At 60.7% G+C, this 22,849-nt stretch carries 14 protein-coding genes, 2 pseudogenes and 1 riboswitch; of the genes and pseudogenes, 13 read left to right on the plus strand and 3 right to left on the minus strand.

The window, feature by feature from the left end; genetic code table 11:
- Positions 1-121: 121 nt before the first annotated feature.
- Positions 122-1,240 carry an acyltransferase family protein gene (locus tag KNJ79_RS06605; protein WP_317153307.1) on the plus strand — a complete coding sequence of 373 codons (1,119 nt, stop codon included), beginning with the start codon at positions 122-124 and terminating at the stop codon, positions 1,238-1,240.
- A gap of 95 nt (positions 1,241-1,335) precedes the next feature.
- On the opposite strand, the pseudogene KNJ79_RS06610 reads toward KNJ79_RS06605, so the two are convergent.
- A pseudogene (locus KNJ79_RS06610) lies at positions 1,336-1,905 on the minus strand (integrase core domain-containing protein); the annotation flags it as partial.
- Positions 1,906-2,177: 272 nt separating this feature from the next.
- Between KNJ79_RS06610 and KNJ79_RS06615 the strand changes: the two are divergent.
- The 4 genes from KNJ79_RS06615 to KNJ79_RS06630 all read left to right on the plus strand — a co-directional run bounded on the left by KNJ79_RS06615 (position 2,178) and on the right by KNJ79_RS06630 (position 6,853).
- Positions 2,178-3,476, plus strand: a complete 1,299-nt coding sequence (locus tag KNJ79_RS06615; RefSeq protein ID WP_317153308.1) for a hypothetical protein — start codon at positions 2,178-2,180, stop codon at positions 3,474-3,476.
- Between the two features lie 13 nt (positions 3,477-3,489).
- Positions 3,490-4,614 (plus strand): hypothetical protein, encoded by a 1,125-nt coding sequence (locus KNJ79_RS06620; RefSeq protein WP_317153309.1) that lies wholly within the window; start codon positions 3,490-3,492, stop codon positions 4,612-4,614.
- A 164-nt stretch (positions 4,615-4,778) separates the two neighbouring features.
- On the plus strand, positions 4,779-5,540 hold the full coding sequence (locus KNJ79_RS06625) for a class I SAM-dependent methyltransferase (RefSeq protein ID WP_317153310.1): 762 nt from the start codon (positions 4,779-4,781) through the stop codon (positions 5,538-5,540).
- Entirely contained in the window at positions 5,519-6,853 is a 1,335-nt protein-coding gene (locus KNJ79_RS06630; RefSeq protein ID WP_317153311.1) for an MATE family efflux transporter, read from the plus strand. The genes KNJ79_RS06625 and KNJ79_RS06630 overlap by 22 nt, the downstream gene beginning before the upstream one ends.
- Positions 6,854-6,885: 32 nt before the next feature.
- On the opposite strand, the pseudogene KNJ79_RS06635 reads toward KNJ79_RS06630, so the two are convergent.
- Both KNJ79_RS06635 and KNJ79_RS06640 read right to left on the minus strand, forming a co-directional pair.
- Positions 6,886-7,835 (minus strand): annotated as a pseudogene (locus KNJ79_RS06635) (IS481 family transposase).
- A 56-nt stretch (positions 7,836-7,891) separates the two neighbouring features.
- Positions 7,892-9,247: a sugar transferase gene (locus KNJ79_RS06640; protein ID WP_317153312.1), complete on the minus strand. Its 1,356-nt coding sequence runs from the start codon at positions 9,245-9,247 to the stop codon at positions 7,892-7,894.
- A 348-nt stretch (positions 9,248-9,595) separates the two neighbouring features.
- Between KNJ79_RS06640 and KNJ79_RS06645 the strand changes: the two genes are divergently transcribed.
- The 8 genes from KNJ79_RS06645 (at position 9,596) to KNJ79_RS06680 (ending at position 22,848) form a co-directional block, all read left to right on the plus strand.
- Entirely contained in the window at positions 9,596-11,065 is a 1,470-nt protein-coding gene (locus tag KNJ79_RS06645; RefSeq protein WP_317153313.1) for an O-antigen ligase family protein, read from the plus strand.
- A gap of 4 nt (positions 11,066-11,069) precedes the next feature.
- Positions 11,070-12,236 (plus strand): hypothetical protein, encoded by a 1,167-nt coding sequence (locus KNJ79_RS06650; protein WP_317153314.1) that lies wholly within the window; start codon positions 11,070-11,072, stop codon positions 12,234-12,236.
- A 123-nt stretch (positions 12,237-12,359) separates the two neighbouring features.
- On the plus strand, positions 12,360-13,820 hold the full coding sequence (locus tag KNJ79_RS06655; protein WP_317153315.1) for a protein adenylyltransferase SelO: 1,461 nt from the start codon (positions 12,360-12,362) through the stop codon (positions 13,818-13,820).
- Positions 13,821-13,904: 84 nt separating this feature from the next.
- Positions 13,905-15,116, plus strand: coding sequence for a nucleotide sugar dehydrogenase (locus tag KNJ79_RS06660; RefSeq protein WP_317153316.1), 1,212 nt, complete (start codon positions 13,905-13,907; stop codon positions 15,114-15,116).
- 179 nt (positions 15,117-15,295) lie between these two features.
- Complete coding sequence (locus KNJ79_RS06665; protein ID WP_317153317.1) at positions 15,296-17,611, plus strand: autotransporter assembly complex protein TamA; 2,316 nt, start codon at positions 15,296-15,298, stop codon at positions 17,609-17,611.
- Positions 17,611-21,843, plus strand: coding sequence for a translocation/assembly module TamB domain-containing protein (locus KNJ79_RS06670; RefSeq protein ID WP_317153318.1), 4,233 nt, complete (start codon positions 17,611-17,613; stop codon positions 21,841-21,843). The genes KNJ79_RS06665 and KNJ79_RS06670 overlap by 1 nt, the downstream gene beginning before the upstream one ends.
- Before the next feature lie 17 nt (positions 21,844-21,860).
- A complete protein-coding gene (locus KNJ79_RS06675) occupies positions 21,861-22,037 on the plus strand; it encodes a hypothetical protein (protein ID WP_317153319.1) in 177 nt (58 codons plus the stop codon).
- Positions 22,038-22,074: 37 nt separating this feature from the next.
- Positions 22,075-22,182, plus strand: a riboswitch (yybP-ykoY riboswitch).
- Between the two features lie 93 nt (positions 22,183-22,275).
- The gene (locus tag KNJ79_RS06680) at positions 22,276-22,848 is read left to right on the plus strand and encodes a TMEM165/GDT1 family protein (protein WP_317153320.1); all 573 of its coding nucleotides are present in this window, start codon (positions 22,276-22,278) and stop codon (positions 22,846-22,848) included.
- Position 22,849: the final 1 nt, after the last annotated feature.

Genomic DNA, 22,849 nt, shown 5'->3' on the forward strand with positions numbered 1-22,849 from the left:
TCGTAGCCCGATTTAGCCCGAAATGCCTGAATGCGCGCTGTCCCCAATGTGGAGCACGGCACTTGTGGGAAGCTAGCCCACTTGCTACTGCCTCGCACCTCATCCAGGATGGAGATACGAGTTGCCCACTAACGATGCCGCCAAAGGTGGCGGATATATTGCCGGACTGGACGGAATTCGGGCGATTAGTGTCTCCTTAGTGATGATAGCGCACTTCGGCTTTGCGGACGTCGTGCCGGGTGGGCTGGGCGTGACAATATTTTTTTTCGTCAGCGGCTTTTTGATCACGACGTTGCTACTTCAGGAGCGTGCTCAATTTGGGCGTATTTCGCTCCCAAATTTTTATGCACGCCGGTTTCTTAGGTTGAGCCCTGAGCTTCTCCTGCTAATTATATTTGGATCCACTTTGGGATTGTCATACTCGTCGTTACGCATGTCAGATGTGGTTTCGGCCATCACGTATACTACGAACTATTATGCATTGTATTCCGAGCATAGCCTAAATGAATTTATGCGGTGGCCGCACCTTTGGTCACTCGCAGTTGAAGAGCACTTTTATCTAAGCTTTCCATTGGTGGTGCTTCTATTTGGAAAGCGCGCTCGTACGGTGATATGGATACTTGCGAGCGTTTGTGCCTCAATTTTAATTTGGCGCCTATGTATTGCGCAGTGGGGTGCTCCATTCGGCTGGGGGAATGCTGAACATCCTTACACTTATCTGGCTACCGACACGAGAATTGATAGTATTGCTTACGGATGTCTTTCGGGAGCGCTTCTCCAAGACAGGAACTTTCGCGCTCACTCGATTGTGGGTAGCTACACCGCGATCGCCGCAGCCGGAATTTTAATGCTATTCTCTTTGCTATATCGCGATATAGATTTTCGCGAAACAGTCCGTTATTCCCTCCAAGGGGCTTCGCTTATGTTGCTATTCTACGGACTGTTTGGACGCGGAGGCGCGCCAGTGATTTGGCTGCTTGAAATTGCTCCATTGCGGCATCTTGGTGTGCTTTCTTATGGCGCTTATTTATGGCATTTAGAAATTATCCGGGTATTTGAGTACGTAACCGATATCACACCAGATTCTCTGGGCCTTTCCGCGAGGATTGCTTTTGCTCTAGTTGGGTCGATAGCGACGTTCATTGTGGCCGACGCGTCGTTTCGATTGACTGCGCCCGTCCGCCGCTGGAGGAAGAACTTCCATATGAAAACCTCACAGGTTTCTGCCGGAGCCCCATAGTCTCCTAACCTCCAGATTTAGAGTGCGGTCGAAAATCGGCACGTGATTTCCTGGTTTTCAACAGCCAGGATTAGAGCCCATGGATTTGTTGCGCATTGCTGATCCAGTTCTGTGGCGAGCGCCGCCCGTGTGTCATATCCAAGCCCTGAGCGCGGCCGCGACAGTTGTAATCTTGGACCCGGGCCGCGATCACCTTGCGGACATATTCGAGGTCGAGGAACAGCGTCTCGTTCAGAAGCTCGTCACGCATCCGGCCATTGAAGCTTTCGACATAGCCGTTTTGGATCGGCTTTCCGCGTGCGATATAATTCTACTCGACGCCGACCTCACCGTGCCAAGCGAGCACCGCGTTCGATGTCAAATCGGTTTCACCGTCGCTGTCGATCATCCCTGGCCTGCGTCCTTCCTCGATCGGATCGCTAAGCTCGCGCACGAGCCGGCGCCCGTAGATTGAAGTGTCGGGCACCGCGCGCAGACACTCCCGGGTCACATCGTCGACGACATGAGGCCGCCGCTCGGCGCAGCGGAATATGCAGGCGCCGATAACCGAGCCGGCTACGTTGCTGCGCCAGCTCGCGCAGCTTCTCCCAAACCTCGGTATGGTCACCCCGCTGCGACCGGTAGCGAATGCTCTTCCGAGCGGCACCTGTGATACGGCACGCCCGCCCCCCTCCCTGCGATCCTCACGTGGATTTGCCGTTCGACGGTCGCCAACGTTGGCTAACCGCAGCAAGCGATCTTCGACCTTGTTGCTCCGCTTCGTGCCTGCTAGGCGCAATGCATCCTGCGGCCTTTTCGGCTTGAGTTCAGAGACGAGAGACCCTTGCTCGCCCAAAAAACATATCATTCGCGAGCGGCGGTTGCCGCGCCTCGGATTGCAACGCCGAAAGCGCGACCTCGCTTTGACGCGTTAGCGATCGCCTCTGTGGTATTCATCTTGGCTCGCCTTGTGTACCAGTTTACGCAATCAAAGTTTGCGCCGTCCTTTTTAGATGAGGCTCTCGTTGTTGTAGTAGGCCTTATGGCTCCTGCTGGATCATACTATTTATTTAAAGATGAGCTAGGCAGAAAAATACTTCTGAGTATTATTGCATATATATCAATAATATTATTGTCAAGCTTAATATTTAAATACTCTTTTGAAAGAGGAAGTTGGGCATTTTATAAGAGCTTTTTGCTGGATCTAAAATTTTTCATCTTCTTTCTTGGCGCTGCGGCACTCGCGCTTCGAAGTGAGAGGAGGGGGGGGCTGAGACGCGTCGTCCGATTGATCATGTTGTCGTTGGTGTTGGTCGCATTGGTTGATTCAGTTCAAGTGTTGCGTGACATCATGGGCAATGGAATAGGCTTTGATGGAGAGCCGCTGGCCACACGTGGAGCTTTTTTCCGACCGAACGGCTTCTTTCATCACCCAGTTCAAAGTGCGCAGGTTGCCCTGTTTGGATTTCTTTCCGCCCTAGGTTTTTTGGCTCGGCGGCTTACGACCGGGCGACTAGCTTTGGCAGTCTACCTCTTTCTGATCCTGATTTTTCATGTGTCGGTAAAGGAGATCATTGTAGGCTGCCTCTTTCTGCTCATGTTCGTCATGATTTTTGTTCGTACAAACGCATTTACAAAGGCGCTCGCTGTATTGCTTGGGGTCTCAGCGATTGGATCTGTGTTCGCATCTTCTGCTGGCGGAGAGGTGACCTCAAGAATCTCCTATTATACCAGCGAACAAGGATCGGATACGGTGCGGCGCGCGCTCTATCGCGGCGGATATGAGATCGCATTGGACCTGTTCCCGCTCGGCGCGGGTGCAGGCACCTTCGGAAGTGAGGGGTCCAGAACTGACGGCTACAGCAGTCTCTACTTTAAGTATGGAATCTACGGCCGGTGGGGAGCTAATAGGCAAAATGATACGTATCTTTTGGACACATTCTGGCCAAAAGTTATGGGTGAGTCTGGAATTGCCGGATTGGGGGCAATGCTTTCAATTATTTACCTAATGATATCATGTTCTTGGAGAGTGATGCGTCGAACAAGAGCGCCTGAGGATTTTGTGGCGTTGTCGGCGGTGATGGGCGTGATCATAATTTCGGTAGCGACCGCAGCCCTCAACGAAGAGCTAAATGGGGCAATATTCTTTCTCTTTGCAGCCATTGCGTTTGCTCGCTCTCGCGCCGTCGATCCGAAGCGATCCGGGAAGTCTGTGCGCTCGACATCGCGACCCACCTCGCGCTCGCATGGTCAGTGACGGAACGAACGTTATGCAGCAGCGCTTTGGTTTAGGTGCGTTGGATTTTGAGGTAGTCGGCGATGGGCCTTTGGCTCACGCAGTGCGCGAGGAGATTCATCCCCAATTTTTGCGGTGTGGCAACGGTCTCCCGGATGCGAGCTTTAAGTTCGGCGACTTCGGCTGCCCCCAAGGGGATCAAATTCGACTGAAGAATTGCAGCATTGGATCCAACTGGGCCTGGGTGGATGATGCGTATATTCCTCATTTGGTCAAAATTGATAAAGGCCGACTTGAGGTGCAAGTTTCGTCGAACGCTCGCCTTCTGGGGAGTCGGGTCGTTAGAAACATTTTAAAGCCGTTCGATAACAATTTTGACGATGTTTGGCGAAGAATTTCTAAACGGTTTTATTACCGCATTTTCATTCCTTACATTCAGCTTTATCAATTGAGTCGCGGGCAGACATTTTGCCACGCTAGTGCTTGCACGGACGGCGAGCGTACTGTTCTACTAATGGCGTGGAGTGGTATTGGGAAAACGACGAGCCTTCTTCAGTTGCTCCACTCATCTTCCAAATGGAAATTTATTTCCGACGATGTCGCGTTGCTGACTCGTGATGGTCAGGTTCATCGAACACCATTTCGGATGCAGCTCTATCCCTTCAATCTGGTCAGCGCGAAGCAGCAATCCGACTTATTTCGTGGCCGTTCAATGGGGGATCGGCTGCATTGGGTTCTACGGCAACGGTTCTTAGGCAAAGGTGCAGTCCTGAGGCGCGTCCAGCCCGACGAAATATGGGGCGCTGACCGCTCAGCCATGTCAGCACCTTTGACGCACGTGTTGTATCTGAGGCGAAGGGATGGGATTTCCGATTTTGCCCATCAAGTCGTCTCGGCTGAGGAAATTGCGCTCGCGATGGCACATATTATGCAGCATGAACTGGGACCGTTGACCCTCCTGCTTGAACAATCTGCAAGCGCTCAATTTCACGAGAACAGATTTGGGTTCGAATTGAATGCCGAGGGCGCGATGCACGGGGTAAGGGATATCGTGACATCTGGTCTGGGCAACGTTCAAGCTCCCCCGATGGTGCTTGACGTGCCAACTGGTGCTTCCGCTTCGGAGCTACTTTCGGCAGTGCTGGCGCGCGCTGGCTGATCGGAGCTGTCGCGAACCAATCGTGGCTTGAGTTTGACCACGTGCCGGGGCATGGGACACTTCATCAACCGCTGATTTTGATCGGCTCGGCCTTTCCCCGATTTCCATGCAGGAAGGCCGTATATTCCGTCCTCCTTGAGTCTATTGGAAGGTGAAAATTTTCTATGATCAAACAAATTAAGTCTTACTTGTCTCAGTTCACGATGTTGAGACGATTTTACCGTAAGCATATTAAGCGGGATCCTGAAGAATTCTATGTTTTTGAAAGGCAGGTTTGCGCCGGGTCGGACTTGGATTCAGTGACCCAAATTTTGAACCTCCTGAACTATTCGAAAACCGCTACGCCACCGTACGCCGCGAAGACTTATCCCGCCGGCTATCATACGATTTCTCTAGGTGGACACGAATTGCGCGGCCGCCGGAATCCCGCAGAACGCTTTTCCTATATCCCCGTTGATTTTAACGGGAAAACTGTCCTTGATGTTGGCTGTAACCAAGGCGGCATGCTCTTCGCTATTCGCGACCAGGTTGCCGGAGGCACCGGCGTGGATATCGACTATCGCCTGATTAATGCCGCAAATGCAATGAGGCGCCACGAAAATGCGAGCAATCTGAGCTTTTTCGTTTTTGACTTACAACGCGACCCACTCGCGCTACTGTCCGATCTTGTCCCGAACGGTCGGGTGGACGTCGCTTTCCTTCTCTCGATCTGTGCTTGGATAGAGAATTGGAAGGATGTCATCTACTCACTGTGGCAGCTTTCAGAGGAGCTCGTCTTCGAATCGAACGGTACGGAAAAGCAGCAGACCGCGCAGATGGCCTATCTCGCTACGCTTTATAGCGAGATCGACCTTTTGTCGGCCACATCGACTGATGATGAGAGCGCCCAGCGCAGCCTGTATTTGTGCCGCGGAAAAGTTATTTAGAGCTTGTCAATGATTCTACAGGTTTCTATTTCACCTTGAGAAAATTATTTGCGCTTTGCATGCGCTCTGTGAAGAGCGTGGGGTTGATTAGCGTTGATCAAGCCCTTTCGAGTCTGTCTAACCTTGTCGCCTCAATAATTGCAGCCCACGCGCTGGAGCCAGCGGATTTTGGGGTGTTTGGGATCATCTTTGCTATTTACTTGTTAGCGATCGATTCCGTACGCGCAATTACAGGGGAAACCTTGCTGCTTGCCGGCGCACAACGTGCGAAGGAGGCTGCTGCTATAAATTTAGTTGTTTCGGCAGCGTTCGGTCTTCTGATTGGCATGGTGGTCTTGGCGGGTAGTTACTTTGTGGATGGAGCGCTTGCAACGGGGCTGGCAATTTTGGGGTTTGGTCTCGCCGGTCTTACAGTTCAAGACACCATCCGGTACATAGGTTTCGCTGCTAAGCAGATTCATCTCTCCTTGATCGCAGACAGTCTATGGCTAGCGTTTATGGCGGTTGCTTCGCTCTTAACCGCGACCGGCGAGACTGCCTCACTTGCCCGCGTCGCTGGGACGTGGATATTTACCGGCTGCGCCGCAGCTCTGTGCACTCTGCCTTTTGTAAGGGTGCATGGCCCAATCTTCACACGCTTGACTCTGTGGTTGCGTGAAAAGCGCGTGATGATGGCTAGCCTGTTGATAGACAGAGGTATTGTCTCGGCAACACAGCAAAGCGTCATTTTCATCATCGCGATTCTAATCGGCCTTGAAGGCAATGCTGCTTACCGGGGCGCTCAGATCGTAATGGGGCCTATCAACGTTTTTGCCATGGGAATATCAACTGCCATGATCCCTCATTTCGTCGGGATCTGGCAGGAAAGACCTGAAGCCCTTCACCGGGAAGCAATTAAATTCTCGGTGCTGGGCGGCTTTTCGATACTAGCAATTTCGCAGGCAGCCGCTTGGATGCCGGATCAGATAGGTCGCGCGCTTGTGGGCCAATCGTGGCAACTTAGTCAGCCGATTCTTCACGCGATGGCGCTCATCATTCCATTGCAAATCTCGAATTTTGCTGCCTTGGGCGCGTTGCGCGCGATGGGGCGAGTTCGTGGGGCGCTAGTGGTGCGTGTGATTGTTGCTCCATCTACGGTGCTCGCCATAGCCGTAGCTGCATATTTCGGTAGTATCTCTGCCGTGGTTTGGACGCAGGCAGTTTGTACAGCGCTAGCTGCCGTTGTGTGGTGGAGCGTAACGAAAAAAAATCACCAACTTGGCTTAAAGGAGCTAATTGTGTCGAAATCGGCTTCCGTCGACAGTGGGAAATGAGGTGGTGCCGGTTTTCTGGACAGGGTGTTAAGCTAGGTGTTTAGTCCCAGCGTGTGATGGTGTGGCTCCATATTGAAGATATTTGGTTTTGATTTCCAGAGTTCTTCGATCGCCTCATAGGGTGTCCTGAACCGCAGCGCCTTCAACTGCTTGGCGAAGTTGTAAGCGACCAGCCAGTCGCCCACATGGCGGCGCAGTTCGTTGATCGAGGTATAGTGGAAGGATTTGACGGTGACCTCCTTGATGGTGCGCACCATCCGCTCGGCCTGGCCGTTGGTCCAGGGATGATAGGGCTTGGTGAGGCGACGCTCGATGCCGTTTGCCTCGCAGACGCGGCCGAAGATATGGCCGATCCACCCCAGTGCACCGCCCTGATCACGCTGAACGAACTGCACGCCGTTGTCGGTCAGGATGGTGTGGATCTTGTACGGAACCGTCTTGATCAGCACGCGCAGGAACGCTGCCGCAGCGAGCTTCGTCGCCCGGCGATAAATCCGGGCGAACACCAGCTTCGAGGTGCGATCCACCGCGACATAGAGGAAGCCTTTGCCGCCTTCGTGCGCAGTTCGGCGATATCGATATGGAAGTAGCCGATCTCATATTTCTTGAACTGCTTCGGCTTCTCGCGATCCGCTTTGGGCAACCGGCTGATCCCGTGCCGCTGCAAGCAGCGGTGAAGCGACGAGCGCGTCAGGTGCGGGATCACGTCCTTCAACGCAATGAAGACGTCATCGAGTGGTAATCGGGCCTGAACCCTGAGCGCCACGATCGCTGCCTCTTCCATCGGCGACAGCACGGTGCTGCGCCGTTCCCTCGGGCCCATCGGCATATCCTCGACCGACTGCCGGCTGCGCCACTTGATCACCGTCTTCTCGTTGATCCCGTACCGCTTCGCGAGCTGCGCGACCGGAGCTTGCGATCGCTGTAGCTCGCCTCGAATGGCGTGCGTGGTCTTGGCGTTCCCATGTAGAACCTGTCCCATACGTCCTTCCGCTGTGACGATGACAAATTACACCATCACACGCTGGGACTAAACATCTAGAAGGCGTTTTTGTGGAAAAGGACTGAAAAAGTCTGCAAAATGATTCTTACGTCAGTCAGCAGCGACCACTCGGCGATATATTCGAGGTCCGACTGCAGGCGGTTTGTCAGATCCAATTTCATCTCAGTCGCTCCGCGATACCCACGGATCTGAGCTAAGCCAGTCAAGCCCGGCTTGACCGAGTGCCTGTGCCAGTATCGATCATCAATATCCCAGAAGAGAGCATCTTCGGCTCGAGATCCCATTGCGTGCGGACGCGGACCGACTATGCTCATGCAGCCAGTTAGCACGTTGAGAAACTGTGGAAGCTCGTCGATGCTTGTCTGTCGAAGAATGCGCCCGAGCCGCGTTATGCGGTCGTCGTCCCGCGCGGCGGACCGGTCCCCATTGGCATCGGTTGCCTCGACGCGCATCGTGCGAAATTTCAGGATGTGGAATTTCCGATTGCCGAGCCCGATACGTTCCTGCCGGAAGAACGCCGGACCGGGGCTATCAAGCTTAACCATCAGCGCGACTATGCCCAAGAATGGAAGCAATATCGGCATAACTGGAAGGGTGACGGCGAGATCGAACGCGCGTTTCAGGGCACGATGCGTCCACGGCATCGGTCCCCCACTCAGCAGCAAACTAGCTTGCCCGGAACGGTGACTAATCCCGAGGGGATGGAGGTCAGTGAGTTCCGGCGTCACTATCTCGCTTGGCACATCGAGCGAGCGCAACATGGACGCCCACTGCATCCGATGGGCTGGCTGGCAATGGACGATGACCCTGTCCATTCCTTGGGCGACATGCGCTAAATTGGACACAGCGACAGGGTCGCTAGGATACGGCGACGAAAGCCCGAACGCACTCGCGTCAATTGAACCTTCCCCGCTTAGAGTGTTGCGCGGAACCTGATCGTAGATACAGAGATTGGCGAACGGGGATTCGCCGAGGTAGCGCCGTCCGATGCGCACTAGCAGGTTACGCCAGACCGTCAGCAATATTAGCGCAAAAACCGTGCCGAAGCCGAAGAGCAAACGTGAAAAATCTTCGCCAATTTTCATAAAGAAGGCGATCAGCAGCATGGCAGCGGCGGAAAATGCGAATGCGGTGCCGGCTCGCCATGCGCTCTTGAAGCCGTTGAGCAGAATTTTAACATGATGGCTCTGATTGTTCAGCGCGATGCCCAAATATATGGGTAGCGTGCAGAGCAAAATGCGGCCCACTTGATCTAAATCGATTTCGCCGGCACGGAACAAACTGGCAATCACGAACGCCAGCGAAATGCAGACGAGATCTACAGACATTGCCCAGGCAGAAAGATTAGCACGGCGCCTCCGCTTGTTAGCGAGCGGGGTCAAGCCAGCCATGGCCTTCCCCAAGTCTAACTTGCGAGACGTGCGGTGACTTAGGTCAGTGCTAGCCTGCGCGACCTTTGAACGGGCATCGGGCAGTGAATCGACTTTCATTTAAGTTACTCGAATTTCAGTGCGCGATGCCCCGTCAGTCCCCTGGCACCGCCTCAATTGCGACTTAAAATCTATCACTAACCCTTTCGTTCCGAGGTGCCGCTTTGCACAAACTCGCTTAGTGGGCAAGGCTGCTGAAATATCATACTGCATGGCGCCACCCAATCGGGATACGTGCCCACCTTGCTATCGTTTAGCGACGGACAGCCGCAGGTGGGCGACAGGTCGCGCCCCTCTCGGGCGTGCGACTTGACGGAGCAGTGCAATTCTTCCATCGACGGGCGCCTCGGCGAGGCGGATCGAGAGCGAGAGAGAGAAGCCATTTTTAAGCAGAACAGATTCGATTCGGGAGCTCAGACGTCGACGCTAACCCGCGCAAACGAGATCCTTCTATACGTGCTGCTGGTCTGCGCATTCACGCTCGGCGGCAGCGCAGGCGACGCAAGCTTGCGCATATTCGTGATCTGCGTTGTGGCATCCATCACGCTGCCCGTCGCGCTTCTCGCCGGGGCATGGGGTGCCGTCGGGCGGTTGCCCCTCTTGCTTAGGGTGGCGCTCGTACTGATCCCGCTTGTTCCGGCCCTCCAACTTGTTCCATTGCCGCCTGCTATTTGGGAGACGCTTCCCGGCCGGGATGTTCCCAAAGCCGTTTTCGATCTCGTCGGCGCGCGAGACCTTGCCCATCCGCTCACGCTCGCACCATCTGCGACTTTACTGGCACTGCTGATGCTATTGCCCCCCTACGCAGCGCTTTTCTCAGCTTCGCTTCTCGACGAGGCTGCGAGAGAACGCTGCGTCGCTCTATTTATCGTGCTGGTCGTGGCCTCGATACTGGTCGGCGTCATTCAGATGGGCAGCGCTGGAGCAACGTTCAATTTTTACAATAGCGCACATCGACGTAACCTCATCGGCTTTTTCGCCAATCGGAATCATGAAGGCTTGATGCTTGCGATAGGGGCGATTTTTTGCGTTGCATTCGTTAACATCCGCGCCCTGTCCAAACAGTCGGCTATCGCCTGGACGACCGTCCTTTCGATCACCTTCCTTGCGACCACGATCGGCACGACATCGCGTGCGGCCCTCGGCCTAATGTTTCTCGGACTCGTTGCGTCGGTCAATCTCTATTTCATTAAGGCTCAGGGAAAACGGAGAGGTTTGCTACTACTAGGTGCGATCGCCGTGGTGATAGCGCTGGTATATTTGCTCAGCTTCAGCACGGTTGTGACGAATGCACTTGAACGGTTCAATGATGTAGCAGACAATGGGCGCGGTGAAATCTGGCGAAACAGCTGGCCTTTGGTCAGTCAATATTTCCCTTGGGGGAGCGGCATTGGGTCGTTCGTACCTGCCTATGCTGCCCGCGAGCCACTCGATCACGTCACTGCGTATTATATCAACAGTCCACATAATGAATATCTCGGCGTTCTCATTGAAATGGGATTGCCTGGCATGTTTGTGCTCTGCCTCTTCGCTGCCGCGATCGCCGTGCGCGCAGTGCGATTGGTGCGTGCCCCGAATAAGGGAGGTGTCTTCGCACCACCAGCCGGTCTCGCCATCGGGCTCATAGCACTGCATTCAATCGTTGATTATCCGCTGCGCACGCCTGCATGGATCGTCGTGTTCGCAATCCTGATCACTTTCTTTTTCTCGGGCGCGGAGGAACGGAAGAGACGCGTTCGAGTCCGAATGGGCCGCGACCGAGAAGGAATGCAGGGATAGAGCCATGATACGCTACATCGCCTCCTTTGTTTTGTTCGCTGCCTTGCTTGGCCTGACTATCTTCACATTCGCCGATCGGCGCGGAGAACGAATTGCCGCCAAACCTGGTTGGGATCTGGCCGGTGTTACCAATGTGGAGATTCCACCTGAGACCGCAGAGAAAGCGAAAGCCGTCCTCGCTCGTCAGCCACTCAACCAGCCCGTCTTGAATCTGTTGTTTGCCATTGAGGCTCGAGGAAATCTGGCTCCCGATCGCCGCAAACGCTTCATCCAGACCCTCGAGGAACTTGGATGGCGCGATACCGCAGCCCAGCAGAATCTGATTATTGAAACGCTGCGCGACGCCGCGCCGCGTGAGGCGGTGCGGCGTGCGGATGCTCTATTACGCCGAGAAAAGCTTATACCTAATGTAATTACCATTCTCTCTCGAATTGAGATCTATCCCGAAGCTGCTGATCTGCTTATCGAGCGCCTCTCATTGCGGCCCCCATGGCGCGATAGCTATTTCGGTTTCAGTGGCACGCTGCGCAGCCAGGACGCGCTCGATGCCCGCATCCGACTTTTCGACAAGATGCTTGCCAAGGGCATGACTCTCACGCGATCGGACCTCAAGGCTTCGCTCGACGCCATGGTGCGGGCAGGCATGCAGGGGGAGGCCGTACGGATTGCCATGGCCGCCAACCCGGCCGGCGCAGGCCAGTCGGCCATCTACGACCCCGATTTCGCGAAATTCGTCGCTCTCGCGCCTCGCGACCGCGACAAGCCCCTGCCGTTCGAATGGACCGTGATCAGCCGCCCCGGCATATCCACGATGATCGTGCCTCGCGGTAAAACAGGGCAACTGCAGATCCGCTGGAACGGCGTCGGCGCGCCCGTCGTTGCAAACACGATGACGATGCTGAAGGAGGGCGATATGGCGCGCCTCGATGTCGGCGTCGACGGCGTCGATGCGCTGACCGGGCTTGAAAGCTTCACTTTCGGTCTGGCCTGCCGCGGCAAGGGCGCGGTTTCGTTCGAGGAAGGGCAGCCTCTGAAGGACAATGTCGCGCACTTCGTCGCAAGGGAAGCGGCGATGTGCGATTATCCCGAACTGGTGATGTACGGCCGGCCGCAAGCCGCGGACAGGCAAGCCGAGACGGCGATCGACGCAATTCGGCTGTCAACCTCCTAGGGAGGTGCGGCTGCTGGAGGGAGGGGGAGCCGTCCCCCGTCTCGTTCCGCGGTGTCTCGCGTCTGCTATTGTGGCCTGGCCGTCTCGCTTCCATATCGCGAGATCAACAGGGATCCGATGCCGATGAACATCGCCTTCGACAACAGCTTCCACCGCACGATGGAAGGCTTCTACGCCCCCGCCGAGGCGGCGCCGCCGCCTGCGCCCAGGCTGCTCGCCTTCAACCGCCCCCTCGCCGAACAGCTGGGCCTGACCCTTGACGCGAGCGACGAAGAGCTCGCCCGCCTCTTTTCGGGCGGCGAGCTTCCCGAAGGCGCCGCCCCACTCGCACTCGCCTATGCCGGGCACCAGTTCGGGCATTTCTCGCCGCAGCTCGGCGACGGCCGGGCGCTGCTGCTCGGCGAAGTGGTCGCGCCGGGCGGCGCGCGTTTCGACATCCAGCTCAAAGGGTCCGGCCCCACGCCCTTCTCGCGGAACGGCGACGGCAAGGCGGCGATCGGTCCGGTCTTGCGCGAATATCTCGTTTCCGAAGCGATGGCGGCGATGAACGTGCCGACGACGCGTTCGCTCGCCGCGGTTGCGACCGGCGAGCGCGTGCAGCGCGAGCGCGCACACCCCGGCGCGGTGCTCACGCGTATCGCCGCGAGCCACATCCGCGTCGGCACCTTCCAGTTCTTCGCCGCGCATTTCGGGGCCGAGCATCTGAAGCAGCTCGCCGATTATTCGATCGAGCGTCATTTCCCGGAGCTCGCCGATGCGCCCAATCCGCCGCTGGCGCTGCTCGAAAGAGTCGTCCTGCTCCAGTGCGACCTCGTCGCGCGCTGGCTCGGCATCGGCTTCATCCACGGGGTGATGAACACCGACAATGTCGCGATCAGCGGCGAGACGATCGACTATGGCCCCTGCGCCTTCATGGACCGCTTCGCTGCCGAAACCGTGTTCAGCTCGATCGACGCGAACGGCCGCTACAGCTACGCGCGCCAGCCGCAGATAATGCACTGGAACATGGCGCGCTTCGCCGAAGCCTTGCTCCCCGCGATCCACGCCGCCGACGAAGGCGGGGTCGAGGAGGCCAAGGCGGTCGTCGCGCGGATTCCCGACCTCTTCCGCACTGCGTGGCTGGCACGGATGCGCGCGAAGCTGGGGTTCGAGGAGGCGTTCGAAGGCGAGGGCGCGCTCGTCGATGCGCTGTTCGCCGAACTCGAGCGCCACGCGGTCGATTTCACCGGCTTCTTCCGCGCGCTCGCGTCCCTGCTGCGCGGCGACGGCGGCCCGCTCGCCGCGCTGCTGCCCGAACCGGACGCGATGGCGCCGTGGATCGCCGACTGGTGGGCGGCGATCGAGCGCGAGGGCGCCGACCCGGTCGCGCGCGCCAGCGCGATGGATGCGATCAATCCGCTCTACATTCCGCGCAACCATCTGGTCGAGGCGGCGCTCGAAGCGGCCGAGGGCGGCGACATGGCGCCCTGGTTCGCGCTGCTCGAGGTCGTCCAGAATCCCTTCGTCGAACGCGAGGCGTGTGGCGACTATGCAAAGCCGGCGCCGGCCGATTTTGGTCCCTATATAACCTATTGCGGTACCTGAAAGGCGTAGCCGCCGACCCCTTTGCCGAGTTGAGCGGGACCTTGCGGCTTGCTAGGGCGCTGCGGCTCAACCGAAAGCAGGAGCATGATAGTGTCCGACTCCCCTTCGCCTTCCGCATCGAGCGGCCGCAAGATCGCCGTCGTCGGGACCGGCTATGTCGGCATTTCCAACGCGGTCCTGCTCGCGCAGCGGAACCGGGTGGTGGCGCTCGATATTGATGCGAACAAGGTCGACTTGCTCAACGCGAGGCGATCGCCGATTTCGGATGCCGAGATCGAGGACTATCTTGCAAACCGGCCGCTCGACCTCGTCGCAACGACCGATAAGCGCGTGGCCTATGACGGGGCGGAGTTCGTGATCGTTGCGACGCCGACCAACTATGATCCCGACACCAATTATTTCGATACCGGATCGGTCGAGGCGGTGATCGCCGATGCGCTCGAACGAGCGCCGGGCGCGTTGATCGTCGTCAAATCGACCGTGCCCGTGGGCTTCACCGAGCGGATGCGCGCCGAAACCGGCAGCAATGACATCATCTTTTCGCCCGAGTTCCTGCGCGAAGGAAAGGCGCTCTACGACAATCTGCATCCGTCGCGGATCGTCGTCGGCGACACGCATCCGCGCGCCGGCGAATTCGCCCAGCTGCTGCTCGCCGCCTCGCTCGACCCCGACACGCAGGTGCTCCAGACCGGCAATACCGAGGCCGAGGCGATCAAGCTGTTTGCCAACACCTATCTCGCGATGCGCGTCGCCTATTTCAACGAGCTCGACACCTACGCCGCACTGCACGGCATCGACCCGCGCCAGGTGATCGAGGGCGTGTGCCTCGATCCGCGCATCGGGTCCTTCTACAACAATCCCTCCTTCGGCTACGGCGGCTATTGCCTGCCCAAGGACACCAAGCAGATGCTCGCCAATTACAAGGAAGTGCCGCAGAATCTGATCCAGGCGATCGTGTCGTCGAACACGACGCGCAAGGATTTCATCGCGGGCGAAATCATCAAGCGCGCCCCGCGCATCGTCGGCATCCACCGGCTCGCCATGAAGGCAGGATCGGACAATTTCCGCGCCAGCAGCATCCTCGGCGTGATGAAGCGCATCAAGGCGAAAGGGATCGAGGTTATCGTTTATGAACCGCTGCTCGAAGAGGAACTTTTCTTCAATTCGCGCGTGATCCGGAACCTGGAGGAATTCAAACGGGGCGCCGATGTCATTATCGCAAACCGCGTCACCGACGACCTCGCGGACGTCGCGGAAAAGGTCTACAGCCGCGACCTGTTCGGCGCCGACAGCTGACCCGGCGCCCGGCGATTGCGCAAGGCTGATTCGCGCGATTGGTCGCAAAGCCCAGAGAATGCGATTGCGCTGCCGATCCGGGCAGGTCACAAGTGCGGATCGGCAGAGACTTGATGCGAAATATTGAAAAGCGTCGCATATTTTTCGCGCCCCTGACTTTCGCGCGCACGCCGCGCGTCGTGCCTGCATTGCTGATCCTTTCGATATCGTGGCTCGCGTGCGGCCATATCGCTTCGGCGCAGGAGCGGACGGTTTCGCCCCCGCCGACACCCCCGGCCGCCGAAGCGCAGGACGCCGCCGGTGCAGCCGAGCCCGACGCGATCGCGGCGCCGACCCCGCCGCCGCCCGAGGTCCAGCTGCCCGAGGTCGCGCCGATCATCGACGAGGATGAGTTCGAGGACGCGATTCCGCCGATCGGCGCCGAGGACGATCCCGAACTCGACCGCCCGCTCGAATCGATCGCCGAGTTCGAGCGCCAGCAGGCCGAAAGGGCCAGGCAGGATAGGGCGAGACAGGACGCCGACAGCGAAGGCGTGGCGCCGCCGGCGGTGGACGGCACGCCGATCCCGGCGCTCGCCGACGGCGATACCGCCGAGCCGATCGGCGATGCGCCGATCAGCGACGGCGAACTCGCGGCGCCGCTGCCCGCGCTTGAGGATTTCAACGTCGAACCCGTCGAATTCGCCGAGCCCGAGGAAGAGGGGCGCGATCGCAGCGTCGAATATAGCGTCCAGATCACCGGGCTCGACGGTCCCGACGTCCGCTCCGACATCGACCTCGGCGATCTGTTCCACGACCTGTCGGCGCTCGAGGAGGGCGACGGCAAGGCCGACAATGTCGCGATGCTGCGCGCGCGGCTCGGCGCCGATGCCGAGCTGATGCAGCGCATCCTGTCGTCCGAAGGCTATTATGATGCGCAGATCGAAACGCGCATCGACCGGGCGCCGGTTGCCGAAGGCAATGGCAATGGCCAAGGGCAGGGACGCCGCCGCGGGCCGCTGACCGCGGTGATCGCGGTGACGCCCGGCGAGCGCTACACATTTTCCGACATCACGATCAAAGCCGAACCGACGGTGCCGCCGCGGCTGATCGAGGACAATTTCGCGCTGAAGGTTGGCGAGCCGATCATCGCCGAGCGCGTGCAGGGTGCCGAGGCCGCGATCGCGCTCAAGCTGCCCGAGGAGGGCTATCCCTTTGCGAAGGTCGGGCAGCGCGACATATTGCTCGACGGCGCGACCGCCGAGGGTGCCTACACGCTGCCCGTGACGATCGGCCCGCGCAGCCGCTTCGGCGGGATCGAGACCAAGGGCGACCTGGCCTTCGATGCCGAGCATGTCGAGGTGCTGTCGCGTTTCGGGCGCGGCGATCTTTACGACAGCCGCAAGGTCGACGATCTGCGGCAGGCACTCGTCGCGACGGGGCTGTTCTCGAACGTCGCGGTCGAACCGAAGCAGACCGGCGAAAGCGCCGGCGACGGCACCGAATATGTGACGGTCGACGTCACCCAGGACGCCGGGCCACCGCGCACGATCGCGGGAACCGCGGGCTATGGGACCGGCGAAGGGATTCGCCTCGTCGCCAGCTGGACGCACCGCAACCTCTTTCCGCCCGAAGGCGCGCTGATCGTCCGTGGCGTCGCGGGCACGCAGGAGCAGAGCCTCGGCGTGACGATGCGGCGTTCCAATGCCGGGCGGCGCGACAAGAGTTTCGAGCTGGTCGCCGAAGCGACGCGCAGCCGCTACGATGCCTATAATGCTTTGACCGGCCGCGTCGGGGTGCGCTGGGCCTATGAATCGACGCCGCTGTGGCAGAAGAAGTTCACCTATGCCTATGGTGCCGACCTGATCGCGACGCGCGAGGATGATTATGACTTCGCGCTCGGCGAGCGGACGAACGACTTTTACACCATCCTCGGCCTGACCGGACAGGTGGGGATGGACCGCACCGACAGCCTGCTCGATCCGACGAAGGGGTTCCGGCTGACCAGCCTGATCCAGCCCGAAGGGTCGATGCGCGGCGATTTCTCGCCCTATGTGCGCACCCAGATCGACGCGAGCGGCTATTATCCGGTGACGGACAGCATCGTGCTGGCCGGCCGGTTGCGCATCGGCTCGATCCTCGGCGCCGCGCGCGAGAAGCTCGCGCCGTCGCGGCGCTTCTATGCCGGCGGCGGTGGTTCGGTGCGCGGCTTCGGCTATCAGGAACTGGGACCGAAGGACCCGAACAACGATCCGATCGGCGGGCGCAGCCTCAACGAAGCCGCGGTCGAGGCGCGCTATCGCTTCGGCAATTTCGGCATCGTCGGTTTCGTCGACGCGGGGCAGGTCTATACGAGCTCGCGGCCTGATTTTTCCGATTTGCGCTACGGCGTCGGGGTCGGCGCGCGCTACTACACCAATTTCGGGCCGATGCGGTTCGACATCGCGACGCCGATCGACCGCCAGCCGGGCGAATCGAAGATCGCCGTCTATATCTCGATCGGTCAGGCCTTCTGATGGCCGATGACGCCCGCCTCGACGCCGAGGGCGCAGCCGCGGCGCCGGCGGCGAAGGGCTGGTCGCGCCGCATCGCGCGCGGCGCGGGAATAGCCCTGCTCGGCCTGATCGCGCTCGTCGCGCTGTTCCTGATCGGGCTCAACAGCGATGCCGGACGGCGCTTCGTCGTCACCCAGATCGAAAAATATGAGTTCGAGAACGGGATGAAGATCGGCATCGGCCGCCTCGACGGCTCGCTCTATGGCGAGATGATCGTGCGCGACTTTTCGCTGTCCGATCCGCAGGGGCGCTTCCTGACCTCGCCCGAAATCCGGATCGACTGGCGGCCCTTTGCTTATCTCGCGAACCATATCGACATCCGCTCGGCGACGGCGAAGCGGATCACGCTCGAGCGGCTTCCCGAATTCAAGCCGGTGCCCGATACGGGCGAGCCCTTGCTGCCCGACCTCGACATCGACGTCGGCAGGCTTGCGGTCGATCGCCTCGTCTTCGAACCCGCGGTCGCCGGCGAGCGGCAGGAGGCGCGGCTTTCGGGCAAGGTCGCGATCGCCGACCGCCGTGCACAGATCAGCGCCAAAGCCGAGACGATCGGAGGAGGAGCCAAGGGCGACGCGATCAAACTGCTGCTCGACGCAGTGCCCGAGAAGAACCGGCTTGCGATGACCCTCGACCTCCGCGCGCCGCAGGGCGGGGTGCTCGCGGCGATGGGCGGCTTTACCGAGCCGCTGACCGCGAAGCTCGATGGGCGCGGCGACTGGACGAAATGGGACGGCACGCTCGTCGCCGACCTCGGCGCCAATCCGCTGGCGCGGATCGGGCTGGCGGCGCGCGACGGCACCTTTGCGGTCAAGGGCAGGGCGCAGCCCTCGCGCCTGCTCGAAGGCACGGCGGCCGCGCTGCTCGGCCCCGAGACCGAAATCGCGCTCACCGCGGCGCTCGACGAACGCAAGGCGGCGCTCGACGGGCGCGTCGGCTCGGGCGCCATCCGGCTCGGGATCAGCGGCGGTGTCGATCTCGGCAAGAATCGCTACGACGCGTTGCAGCTTGCCTTCGTCCTGCTCCGTCCAAGCGCGGTCGCGCCCGGCGTGCGCGGCGACGGGGTTCGCGCGAGCGCACGCTTCGACGGCGCCTTCGCGACGCCGACGGTCGAATATCAGGCGAAGGCGAACGCGCTCGGCGTCAACGACATCATCGTCGAGGCGCTGAGCCTCGGCGGCAAGGCGCGCGTCGACGCCGATCAGATATTGATCCCGGTCGCGGGGCGCGCGGCGCGCATCCGCGGGCTCGATAGCGTCGCGGGCGGTCAGCTCACGCAGGTTCGGCTCGACGGCGACCTCGCCTGGTCGGACGGCCGCCTGCTCAGCGACAATCTGCGGCTGCGTTCGCCGCGCATCGACGCGAAGGCGATCATCGTCGCCGACACGAACAAGGGTTTCTATACCGGGGCGATCGACGGGCGCGTCAACAATTACCGGATCGAAAGCGTCGGCATCTTTAATATCGACACCAACATGGATCTGAAGACCGCACCGCGCGGCGGGTTCGAGATTGCGGGCAATGTCCGGGCGCGTTCGACCAAGCTCTTCAACGACGGGGTGCGCGACCTGCTCGGCGGCAATGCGGTGACGACCGCCAATGTCCGCTATGGCACCGACGGGATCGTCCGTTTCAGCAACCTGCGCCTGACCGCGCCGTTGCTGCGCGTGACGGGCGGGCAGGGGAGCTATTCGCCCGATGGTCGCATCCAGCTCAGTGCGCGCGCGAATTCGACGCAATATGGCCCGCTCGGGGTCGAGGTCGCGGGGACGATCAGCGACCCGCGCGCGGTGCTGCGTGCAGAGCGGCCCGGGCTCGGGATCGGCCTCGCCAATCTCGAGGCGCGGCTCACCGGCGCGCCCAAGGGCTATCGCCTCGCCGCGACGGGCGACACCGATTATGGCCCGCTCGCGGCCGACATCGTGCTGCTCACCGCAGCGGGGCCGCTGACGATCGACGTCGAGCGCGCCGACCTGTCGGGAATCGAGATGAAGGGACGCATCGTGCAGAGCGAGGCCGGCCCCTTCACGGGGCGGCTCGATGCGTCGGGGCAGGGACTCGGCGGCCTGGTCCGCCTCGGCGCCGACGGCCGGTATCAGACGGCGGCGATCAACGTGCGCGCCAACAATATGACGCTGCCCGGACCCGCAGGGCTCGTCGTCGGCTCGGCGGTGGTCGATGCCGATGTGACGCTATACGAGCAGCCGCGGGTCGTCGCCGACATCCAGCTCGCCGATACGCAGCTGCGCGAGGTCGACATCGCGGTCGGCCGGGTCAAGATCGACTATGCCGGCGGCCGCGGCCGCGCGCAGGCGCTTGTCGAAGGCGTGAGCGGCGTGCCGTTCCGCGTCGCGGTGAACGCCGATCTGCAGCCCGAGCTGTGGCGCGCATCGGTGAAGGGCCGCGCGACCGGCATCGCGTTCGAGACCGTTTCGCCGGCGCGGATCGTCCCCGGCGACGACGGCTATGAATTGCTGCCGACGACGCTCGACCTCGGGCGCCGGAGCAGCGCGCGAATCGCGGGCAAATATGGCGATGGCATTTTGCTGCAAAGCCGGCTCGACCGGGTCAATATGGCTTTGCTGAACGCGGTCTATCCCGACCTCGGCCTTGGCGGGCGCGCGAGCGGCAGCCTCGATTTCGCTCAGGCGAGCGCCGACGCTTTTCCCCGCGCCGACGCGCGGCTGACGATCGACAATTTCACCCGGACCACCGCGGCGCAGGTCAGCGAGCCGGTCGACGTCAATTTCGCGGGCAAGCTGCTCGCCGATGGCGGCGAGGCGCGCGCTGTGATCCGCAAGCGCGGCAGCGTCATCGGGCGGATGCAGGCGTCGCTCCGCCCGCTCGGCTCCGGCGCCGGCCCGTGGATCGAGCGGCTGCGCGCCGCGCCGCTCGGCGGCGGCATCCGCTACAACGGGCCCGCCGAAACGCTGTCCTCCTTTGCCGGGATGCCCGACCAGCGGATCGCCGGGCCGGTCGCGGTCGCCGCCGATTTCAGCTGCACCCTCGCGGCGCCGTGCCTGAACGGCGTCGTCCGCGGCAATGGCATGACCTATGAAAATGTGACCTATGGCACGCGCTTCACCGATATGGCCGTCGATGGCCGCTTCAGCGGCAACCGGCTCGAGATCCGGAATCTGACCGCGACCGCCGGCGACGGCGCCGTCACCGCGAGCGGCTTCATCAGCCTGGCCCAGGCCGAGGGCTATCCGATGAACCTCACCGCGACGCTCGACAATGCGCGACTTGCGCGCAGCGACAATATCGCTGCGCGCGCGACGGGAACGCTCAAGCTCACCAAGTCGAAGGGCGAGACGGCGCTGCTGTCGGGCGAACTGCGGCTTCCCGAAACGCGCTATCGCTATGTGCGCGAGGGTGCGGCGCAGGTGCCGACGCTGAGCGGGGTGCGCCGCAAGGCGCCGGCCGGGCGGCGCCGGATCACCGGCGAGGGGATGGCGGCGGCGAGCGGCAGCCTGTTCGACGCGCTGCGCCTCGACGTCCACCTGCGCGCGCCCGACGAACTCTATGTCAGCGGCATGGGTCTCGAATCCGAATGGGAAGCCGACGTGACGTTGGCGGGCACGACGGAGGCGCCGCGCGTAACCGGCGAAATCGAACTCGTCCGCGGCACGCTGGTCTTTGCGAGCCGGTCGTTCGAATTGCAGGAAGGCCGGGTGACCTTCCCGACGGGCGATCCCTATGACCCGTCGATCCAACTCGTCGCGACTGAAGCGATCGAGGATGTCGAGGTTTCGATCAACGTGTCCGGGCGCGCGTTGGCTCCCCAGATCACCTTCTCGAGCGTGCCGGGATTGCCACAGGACGAAATCGTGTCGCGCATCCTGTTCGGCGACTCGATCACCTCGCTGTCGCCGTTGCAGGCGGTGCAACTCGCAGCGTCGCTCAATCGGCTGAACAGCAGCGGCAGCGGCCTCAGCCCTCTGGGCTCGCTACAGTCGGCCACCGGCATCGACCGCCTGCGCGTCCTCGGGGCCGACGAAGCCGAAGGCCGCGGCACCGCGCTCGCCGCAGGGCAGCATATTTCGAACGACATCTATGTCGAGATCATCACCGACGGGCGCGGCTATACCGCGACCCAGCTCGAGATCAGCCTGTCGCGCGCGCTGTCGATTCTCAGCACCGCGGGCGGATCGGGCGAGACGTCGCTGTCGATCCGCTATCGCAAGAATTATTGATGCGCCGCGCCGCGATAATGCTGCCGCTGCTCCTGCTCGGCGCCTGCAAGGACGAGCCCGATTTCGACACGCGCTACGACAAGGCGGCAGCGGAGATCGAGGCGCGGGCAAAGGCGATGGACGCCGATGTCGCCGAAGCCGACAAGGCGGCCAAGGACGATGACGGGACCGGCGCCGCGCCGCAGACCCGTTAGCGATTCAAGCTTGTCAGCGCGCCGAAGCGCCGCTAATCCGCCCGCGTCATCTGGGGAGTAGCCAGCCGTCGCGCCTTGCGACGGGCCACCGCGTCAACATACTCGGTCGAGAGGCCGTGGTGCGGTGGGAGCGGGATCACCGTTCGGGCGAGACCAATGGCATCGTGCCTCCGTCCGGGCCGGGCGGCGGGCGGGATGTCCGTTGGAATCGTTAGCCGCCCGGCCCCGGAGTTCGTTCATGGAAGCCCTGTTCACCTCGACCGCGGTGGTGGCCCTCGCCGAAATCGGCGACAAGACGCAGCTGCTCGCGATCCTGCTCGCGACGCGCTTCAAAAAGCCCGTGCCGATCATCTTCGGCATTCTCGCGGCGACGCTCGCCAATCATGCCCTCGCGGCGCTGCTCGGCGCGCAGGCGGCGGCCTTCCTCGACAGTCCGATCTTTCGCTATGCGATCGGCGCGTCGTTCATAGCAATGGCCGCTTGGACGCTGATTCCCGACAAGCTCGACGATGCGGATGCTCCGGCGCCCCGGTTCGGCGCCTTTCTGACCACCCTCATCGCCTTCTTCCTCGTCGAGATGGGCGACAAGACGCAGGTTGCGACGATCGCCCTCGGCGCGCGCTTCCACGACGTCGTCGCGGTCACCGCAGGAACGACGCTCGGCATGATGATCGCCAATGTGCCGGCGATCTTCCTCGGCCACGAACTGCTGAAGCGCGTCGATCTCGCCAAGGTCCGCCTCGTCGCCGCGACGCTGTTCCTCGCGATCGGGCTGTGGGTGCTGGCGCAGACCGCGGGATGGATCGGCTGAG

Source organism: Sphingopyxis indica (assembly GCF_032879645.1).
GTDB classification, from domain to species: Bacteria; Pseudomonadota; Alphaproteobacteria; order Sphingomonadales; family Sphingomonadaceae; genus Sphingopyxis; species Sphingopyxis indica.